9 protein-coding genes are annotated in these 7,547 nt (G+C 39.4%); 7 read left to right on the forward strand and 2 right to left on the reverse strand.

Annotated features, from left to right (window positions below; all coding sequences use genetic code 11):
* The first annotated feature begins 40 nt into the window (after positions 1-40).
* Positions 41-310, forward strand: coding sequence for a DUF6984 family protein (locus tag A9Z07_RS02145; RefSeq protein WP_069576560.1), 270 nt, complete (start codon positions 41-43; stop codon positions 308-310).
* Positions 311-775: 465 nt separating this feature from the next.
* Here A9Z07_RS02145 and A9Z07_RS02150 read toward each other — a convergent pair whose 3' ends face one another.
* The gene (locus A9Z07_RS02150; protein ID WP_069576562.1) at positions 776-1,672 is read right to left on the reverse strand and encodes a LysR family transcriptional regulator; all 897 of its coding nucleotides are present in this window, start codon (positions 1,670-1,672) and stop codon (positions 776-778) included.
* A gap of 123 nt (positions 1,673-1,795) precedes the next feature.
* Between A9Z07_RS02150 and A9Z07_RS02155 the strand changes: the two genes are divergently transcribed.
* Positions 1,796-2,551 carry an SDR family oxidoreductase gene (locus tag A9Z07_RS02155; protein WP_413772616.1) on the forward strand — a complete coding sequence of 252 codons (756 nt, stop codon included), beginning with the start codon at positions 1,796-1,798 and terminating at the stop codon, positions 2,549-2,551.
* 345 nt (positions 2,552-2,896) lie between these two features.
* Positions 2,897-3,829, forward strand: a complete 933-nt coding sequence (locus A9Z07_RS02160; RefSeq protein ID WP_005257681.1) for a hypothetical protein — start codon at positions 2,897-2,899, stop codon at positions 3,827-3,829.
* Positions 3,830-3,939: 110 nt separating this feature from the next.
* Here A9Z07_RS02160 and A9Z07_RS02165 read toward each other — a convergent pair whose 3' ends face one another.
* The gene (locus A9Z07_RS02165; RefSeq protein ID WP_004772208.1) at positions 3,940-4,173 is read right to left on the reverse strand and encodes a DUF2171 domain-containing protein; all 234 of its coding nucleotides are present in this window, start codon (positions 4,171-4,173) and stop codon (positions 3,940-3,942) included.
* Between the two features lie 262 nt (positions 4,174-4,435).
* On the opposite strand from A9Z07_RS02165, the gene A9Z07_RS02170 reads away from it, so the two are divergent.
* From A9Z07_RS02170 to A9Z07_RS02185, 4 genes are read left to right on the forward strand one after another with little or no spacing between them, the layout of a single operon-like run.
* On the forward strand, positions 4,436-5,449 hold the full coding sequence (locus A9Z07_RS02170; RefSeq protein ID WP_069576564.1) for an acyl-CoA dehydrogenase: 1,014 nt from the start codon (positions 4,436-4,438) through the stop codon (positions 5,447-5,449).
* A complete protein-coding gene (locus tag A9Z07_RS02175; protein WP_069576566.1) occupies positions 5,437-6,213 on the forward strand; it encodes a PIG-L deacetylase family protein in 777 nt (258 codons plus the stop codon). The genes A9Z07_RS02170 and A9Z07_RS02175 overlap by 13 nt, the downstream gene beginning before the upstream one ends.
* The gene (locus A9Z07_RS02180; RefSeq protein WP_005257677.1) at positions 6,206-6,805 is read left to right on the forward strand and encodes a class I SAM-dependent methyltransferase; all 600 of its coding nucleotides are present in this window, start codon (positions 6,206-6,208) and stop codon (positions 6,803-6,805) included. Before A9Z07_RS02175 ends, A9Z07_RS02180 begins: the two co-directional genes overlap by 8 nt.
* Complete coding sequence (locus tag A9Z07_RS02185) at positions 6,802-7,446, forward strand: glycosyltransferase (protein WP_069576568.1); 645 nt, start codon at positions 6,802-6,804, stop codon at positions 7,444-7,446. Before A9Z07_RS02180 ends, A9Z07_RS02185 begins: the two co-directional genes overlap by 4 nt.
* Positions 7,447-7,547 lie beyond the last annotated feature (101 nt).

Here is a 7,547-nt window from a genome sequence, read left to right on the forward strand (position 1 = left end):
AATGCTAGATAAAATTAATAGGAAAGATTATTAATCCAAAATATTTGACTTAGTTTATGTTAATGAAGCGAATGATGGAGGGATGGGAGGGCTAACGTTTTTTATAGAAAACAATAGTGATTTTGATAGAAGTTTTGGAGAAGTGCTTGTAAGTGTAGAGTTTTATGATATTGATAAAATAAAAGTTATTGCAACTTTAAACTCAGATAATAAAAATCAACTATATGAGTTGGATATCTTTAAAGTTGATTTTTCTCCACTCTCTCACCCCTTAGACAATAGCTATAGAATTGAACGTATATTGGACTAGTTATAATATTTTATATTTCTGTTAAAGTCTAAATATACTAATCCAAAATGCTGCTTAACAAGGCGAACCGTCTGCACGATACAATCTTGGACAAATTATAAATGACGACAAAGGTTAACACTTGACTATTCCCAAGCGATCTATTGGTATAAGAAGGCGGCAGAACAAGGTGATAGTGAAGCACAATACTTACTAGAAATTATATATTTTAATGCAGATGGTATAAAATCAAGATTATAACCAAGCTTTAAGCTAGCTTCATAAAGCGGACAGGAAGAAAATAAATACCCTGTACATTTAGAGAATTTATTACCTATCTTTTCTGCTGAAGGTGGGATCTGTGGGGTAAAGAGCAGATCAATGAAAAAACCTGTTAAAACTTTCTTTAAAGAAGAAGAATTGCAGATATTTAATAATACAACAGGCTATCAGGAATGGGGTTTCAGTTTTAGGTGCAACCCTTCATCACTCCAAAGGATACCGTTTAAATAACTGTACGATCCACTCAATAAAAACTTTCTGTCTCGGTGAAACCAGTGTCTTAGAAGGATAAAGTAAAGAGACAGGCAACGAAGGTACGGGATAATGAGGCAAGACTTCACACAGTACACCTTGTGCAAGTTCATCAACATGACCATAACGCGGCACCTGTATCAGCCCAAAGTGTTGTTTTGCTGCTGCTGAGTAGGTATGTGCACCATTGACCTGAATCATAAAGGGCAAATCATAATTTTTTAGTTCGTCCTCAACCATAAACTCCAGCGGAAGATTCTTCTGACGGGCAGTGGAATAAAACCCAACCATAACATGGCTTTTAAGCGCGTCTAGGTGATGGGGCATACCGTATTGTTGTAAATATTGCGGACTTGCCAACGTGACTTGCTGGATATTTCCCAGATGCCTAACGATCAGTTCACTATTATTCAGTTGTCCGATCCGGATCACGCAATCAATTCCTTCCTTAATCACGTCAACATAACGATCGCTTTCTGTCAGTTGTAATTGGATTTGAGGAAATTCGCTTAAAAAATCTCGTAGTTTTGGCAAAATAAAATGAGAGGCAAAAATACCATGCACTTCTATTTTTAAGGTTCCTTGAGGTTTTGCATGCAAAAAGTCATGATCTGATTCATTGATATAGCTCAAGATATACTTACAGCGCTCATAATAAATCTGGCCTTCATCGGTCGGTCGAACTTGACGTGTGGTACGGAACAACAGGCGTGTGTTTAATTGGGTCTCTAACTGCTTGATCGCATCCGTGAGTGTAGAACGGGGCAGGTTTAATATTTGCGCCGCTTTGGTAAAACTTTGCTGCTCGACCACATGGATAAAAGCAGACATTGCATTTAACTTATCCATTTCTCGATGTCCTTTGTTCGGTTTATTCGGACAAAGATGTCAGAATCCGATAGATTATTAACTGATAGCTGAACAGTATCATAGAACGCATAAGATGATAAGTTTTATTCAATGAGGTTTAAAATGATAAATACAGCTGCACATTCTGACCGGTCAAAAGTAGTTTTAATTACGGGTGCTTCTCGAGGCATTGGTGCTTTTACGGCAAATTTACTGGCTCAGCAAGGACATCAGATTATTATTAACTATGCCAATAATGATCAGGAAGCGGATCAAGTGGTGAAGAAAATTCAAGCTGCGGGCGGCATCGCGAGTGCGATTAAAGCCAATATCAGCCATTCAGATGAAGTGACCCAACTTTTCGATTATGCGATCCAGACCTATGGTCGTGTGGATGTCCTGATTAATAATGCTGGCATCATGCGTTTAAGTAAAATCGAACAGATCGATGATGAAAGTATTGATCAAATTCTGGCAATCAATCTGAAAGGATCTTTATATACCATGCGTGAAGCGGCAAAAAGACTGACGCATGGGGGAAAAATTATTAATTTATCCAGTAGTGTGGTTGGGCTAAAACTTGAAGGCTATGGGGTTTATGCAGCATCAAAAGCCGCAATTGAATCTTTAACCGCTATTTTAGCCAAGGAACTTCGAGGTAAAAATATTACGGTTAATGCGATTGCGCCTGGGCCAACTGCGACTGAGCTTTTTTTAGAAGGGAAGAGTGAAGCGTTGATTGCACAGTTAAGCAAAGCGGCGCCATTGGAACGCTTGGGTCAGGTAGAAGATATTGCAGCAGTTTTAGATTTTGCAGTGAATGAAGCCAGCAACTGGGTCAATGCCCAAGTACTTCGTGTCAATGGTGGCATCATCTAATACAAAACAATGCTGACTGAAGCTTTGTGTTTCGGTCAGCGCTACAGCTAAAAATACTGTATTTCTGGTCTCTATATTGAAACGAATATGAGAATCTTTGGGTAGGTGAGAATTCAGGACCTCAAAGACCAAACTTGATATATATCACACAATACAAATAATTTGCCTAATAAATCTTTTAATAATTTTTATAGATATTAATCATGCAGTTATAATGAGTTTTCTAATTTTATAAAAACAATATCGGCTTTTAACTAATTAAATTGTTGTGATTGTAAGCATGATACAACATAAAATATTTATATATGCTAGGCTGTTTAGTTTTTCTTAAGAAAATACTCTCAAATGGATTTAAAGCAGAAGCATGAAACAGGAAAGTTTTATTGGTCATTTTTATTACCCAGATATTGGGGAATATGGATCTCCCTTACGATTTTAATGTTATTTGCAATATTGCCGTGGGCGATTCAATGGAGATTGGCAGACGCTTTATCAAAATTGGCGTGGAAAGTTTTAAAATCTCGACGTAAAACCACGTTAAGAAATTTTGAATTATGCTTTCCGCATAAAGATGCTTTAGAAAGAGAAGCTGAAGCAAAGCAAGTCTTTTTCAATATGATCATTGGTTTGTTCGAAGCTTTAAATGCTTGGTATAGCCCGAAATGGTATAGAAACCGTATACATATTCAGGGTTTAGAGCATATTTCACAAGCACGTGAGACAGGCGTTCTTTTATTAGGTAGTCACACCACGCTTTTAGATGCGGGCGGCTATATCAGCAGTTGTTTCTTTGATCTGGATGTGGTGTATCGTCCACAAAACAATCCCTTACTGGACATGTTAATCAGCCGGTCACGCGCCACCATTTATAAAAATCAGATCTCCAAAAATGATATGAAAGGTTTAATTGGCAATCTGAAACAGGGAAGAGCCATTTGGTATAGCCCAGACCAGGATTTTGGCCTAAAACAAGGCGTTATGGCACCATTCTTTAATATTCAAGCAGCGACGGTAACGGCGCATCGACGATTGATGAATATCTCAAAAGTTCCCGCCATTCCTCTATTTTTCTATCGAACAGGTAATATCCGCAATCCACAATATCATATTTTACTTGAGCCACCGCTACAGAATTTTCCAAGTCAGGATGAAGTTGCGGATGCAACCAAAGTCAATCTGATTCTTGAAAATCAGATCAGCATGTATCCAACTCAATATATGTGGTTTCACCGAAGATTTAAGACCCGAGCGCTAGGAGAGGCTGCACTTTATTCATAAGCGGTGAACTATAAGATTATTAGTTAAATTATCATTATAAAAAACCTACTACCAATCAAGGCAGTAGGTTTTTTATAAGCAAACAAAAATACTTTAGAGCATTGACTTCGTTATATCGCTTGCCATTGTTGCTTAACTTCTTCTGAGTTTTTAATCAGAACTACTTTGTCATCTTTGACTTCACCAATCCATGCCGTTGGGATCAGATGATGTTGATCATTTTCATCGCGCGTCAGTTTGAGTTGGCTATCACCTTCAAGATGATCAACTGTTCCGACTTTGGTACCACAAGAAGCAATAACATCTGAATGTTTTTTAATATCTTGAATATTTAAAGTACTCATTTCTTAAACCTCTTTATAAGCATCACAACACGGAAGCCTTTAAGCTACTGCATATTTCCTCATAATTGTTGGGTTTTAAATAATCCTTACAGGATGATTTTATAGATTCACCTAAACATACTGTTTAGTTAACAATGAAACAAAACGAAATAAATAGTTAAATAACTACGAACAATTATCTTTTCATTACAATTTATCTATTTAACTCAACGGAATTTTTAAATTACTTTTAAATAAACTGACTTAAATTAATATTTTAAAAATGAATAGTAGAATATCTATTAAAAGATCAACTTTTGACATTTTAAATCGCTTTGAGCAGTACTCAGCCGAAGAGAAGTTAAATCAACGGCCATTGGTGCTTAAACAGTTGATCCATTCTGTCGGGCGATTACCTGAACCAGCCTCGGGCCAGACTTATCAGCGCTGGCAAGTTTTCGCCCAGATTGCTGGCTTTGACCTAAGTTTAGTCAAGCTTTTTGAGTCACATTGTGATGCGTTAAGCATTTTGCATGAGCTCGGATATGAAAATGAAATTGATGAGAAAATATGGGCCATTTGGGCTGCCGATGGTGGGCCAGCACCATTACAGGTCGAAAATGAGTTTTGTTGTGGAATTAAACCGTGGTGTTCAGGCGCTGAATTTGTCCAAAAAGCATTAATCAGCTTTAAGGATCAACAGGGGCAATCTCAGCTCTGCGTTATTGACCTCAATCAACCCTCGGTCACAATTGAAATGGCTCACTGGCAAGCCGTAGGCATGCAAGGCACACAGACTGCCAGAGTCAATTTTCAGGAGACAGCCGTCAAACGTATTGGTCGTCCCAATGATTACCTTGATCGGGCTGGTTTCTGGCATGGTGCTGCGGGCGTTGCAGCTTGCTGGTATGGTGCGGCAGTAGGGTTAATGGATGAGCTGCAACAAAGCTGCCTTAAAACACCCAATCCTTTTAAGAAAATGTATTTAGGACAGTTGGCAACTCAACTTGCTGTGACCCGACAATATTTCCAATACGTCGCGCAACTGATTGATCACCAGCCCAAACTCAGTCATGAACGGGACGTACGGATCTTGCGTACGCAGGCAGAACAAAGCTGTTTGGCGGTTATTGAAGGGGTTGGAAAAGCACTGGGCGCACGGCCTTTTTGTGAACAAGCAACCTTTGCCAGTCTAATGGCAGATTTACCTGTATTTATTCGGCAAAGTCATGCGGCGTTTGATGATGAGCAAATTGCTGAACGATGTTTACAGGAGCAAATGTCATGGCAGCTCTAAAACATCCTTTGGTTGAGGATCGCATTATTGAAGGGCAAGGTACTTCTAGAGAACAATGGCTACATGCATTTGAGCAACAACCGCTATCGCCGCTCAATCTCGAAAAATTTCAATCGAAACGAATTGTGATTGTGGCGCCGCATCCAGATGATGAAATACTCGGTTGTGGCGGCTTGATGCAACAATTGATTAGCTTGAATTGTCATCTGGTGATTGTCGCCGTCAGCAATGGTACCCAAAGCCATCCGCATTCAAGCAAATATAGTCCAGCGCAATTAGATCGAATCCGTCCGCAAGAAAGTCTGGCAGCATTACATTGTTTAGAGGTCTCTGATTTTGCTCAACGTATTGCCTTAAATTTACCAGATGGACAGATTCATTTGTATACAGAGCAACTGTGGCAAGCATTAGACAAGCTGGTTCAAGCGGAAGACATTCTGATTTGTAGCTATGCGCAGGATGGACATCCTGACCATGAAGCGGTAGGAAAAACGGTACAGGGATTTGCCTCAGCACATGACCTATCATATTTACATGTGCTGATCTGGGCATGGCATTGGGCGCAGCCTTTAGACCCGCGTATCAACTGGCAACAGGCCAGAGCTTATAGCTTAACTCAGAGCCAGTTAATCAAAAAACGTCAGGCCATTATGCAGTTCAAAAGCCAGATCGAAGCTGATGAAAGTACAGGCAATGCTGCGGTTTTATCTCCAGCAATCATCGAACGTTTGTTGATGCCTTGGGAGGTTTATCTTTGTGAATGATTCTAGTCAATATTTCGAAGCCTTATATCATCACAACAATGACCCTTGGGGCTACGATCATCATTGGTATGAGGCTCGTAAAAGGCAGATTTGTTTGGCATTGCTTACTCAACAGCACTATTCATCAGTGTTGGAAATCGGCTGTTCCAATGGGCATTTAAGTGTACATTTGGCCCAACGCGCTGATCAGCTTTTATGTCTAGATCTTTCTGCTCATGCTGTCCATTGGGCTTCACAACGTTTACAGAATCTGGGCCATGTGAATGTTCAACAGCAAAAAATACCTGAAAATTTTCCTGAACAGAAATTCGATCTGATTGTCATCAGTGAAGTGGCCTATTACCTATCACGCAATGAATTGCATGAGCTGATCAATCAACTCAAAGATAGTTTAACGCCACAAGGTGAAATCCTGTGTTGTCACTGGCGGCACGCGATTCAGGATTTTGAACTGAATGCCTTTCAAGTACATGATCATTTAAAACAATCTTTGCCTTTCACTCATTATTTAAGTCTGAATGATCCAGATTTCATCATTGATATCTGGACGGTAAATCCTTCATCTTTGGCTAAACAGCAGGGCTTAATATGAACATCGGTATTGTTATCCCAGCCCATAATGAAGAGCAGCATTTATCTGCCTGTTTGCAGTCGATTCAACAGGCTGTACAATATATTGGTCATGAACAGGTCAAGATTTTGGTGGTTCTAGACAGTTGTACGGATCAGTCCCGTGCGATTGTAGAATCACATCAAGTGAACTGGATTGAATGCAATTATGCTTGTGTAGGCAAGGCCAGAGATTTAGGTATTCGACATCTGATTCAACAGGGTGTGACATGGGTTGCTTGTACTGATGCCGATACCATTGTCGATCCAGACTGGTTACTGTGTCAGATGCATCATCAGCCTACTGATGCCATCTGTGGAATCGTAGTGCTGGATAATCTAAATCACTTATCAACACCGCAACAGCAAAAATATCTGGCACATTATCAGGACAGTATGGGGCATCAGCATATTCATGGCGCAAATTTAAGTTTTAGCGTAGATGCTTATCTTCAGGCGGGAGGTTTTGAGCCGATTCCTTGTCATGAGGATGTGTCATTAATTCAAAAATTTATGACTCAATGTAGCAAAATCACTTGGAGTAATCTGGTTCGGGTCACCACCAGCAGTCGACTGAATGGACGTGCACCACAAGGGTTATCACATTTTTTAAAACAGCTATAAGGTACTTTTAGGATGAAAGTTGATTAAACGGTATAAAAGCAAATGAGAAAATAAAAAATTAAAGTTTTCGTGATTCTGTAAATATATGATAGTTTTAAAAA

This window comes from Acinetobacter sp. YK3, assembly GCF_001729365.1.
Taxonomy (GTDB): Bacteria; Pseudomonadota; Gammaproteobacteria; order Pseudomonadales; family Moraxellaceae; genus Acinetobacter; species Acinetobacter vivianii.

Bases quoted from the DNA above. Each gene is read 5' to 3' on its own strand.
- A9Z07_RS02165 (WP_004772208.1), bottom strand. From the start codon at position 4,173: ATGAGTACTTTAAATATTCAAGATATTAAAAAACATTCAGATGTTATT.
- A9Z07_RS02160 (WP_005257681.1), top strand. From the start codon at position 2,897: ATGGATTTAAAGCAGAAGCATGAAACAGGAAAGTTTTATTGGTCATTT.
- A9Z07_RS02185 (WP_069576568.1), top strand. From the start codon at position 6,802: ATGAACATCGGTATTGTTATCCCAGCCCATAATGAAGAGCAGCATTTA.
- A9Z07_RS02150 (WP_069576562.1), bottom strand. From the start codon at position 1,672: ATGGATAAGTTAAATGCAATGTCTGCTTTTATCCATGTGGTCGAGCAG.
- A9Z07_RS02155 (WP_413772616.1), top strand. From the start codon at position 1,796: ATGATAAATACAGCTGCACATTCTGACCGGTCAAAAGTAGTTTTAATT.
- A9Z07_RS02175 (WP_069576566.1), top strand. From the start codon at position 5,437: ATGGCAGCTCTAAAACATCCTTTGGTTGAGGATCGCATTATTGAAGGG.
- A9Z07_RS02170 (WP_069576564.1), top strand. From the start codon at position 4,436: ATGAATAGTAGAATATCTATTAAAAGATCAACTTTTGACATTTTAAAT.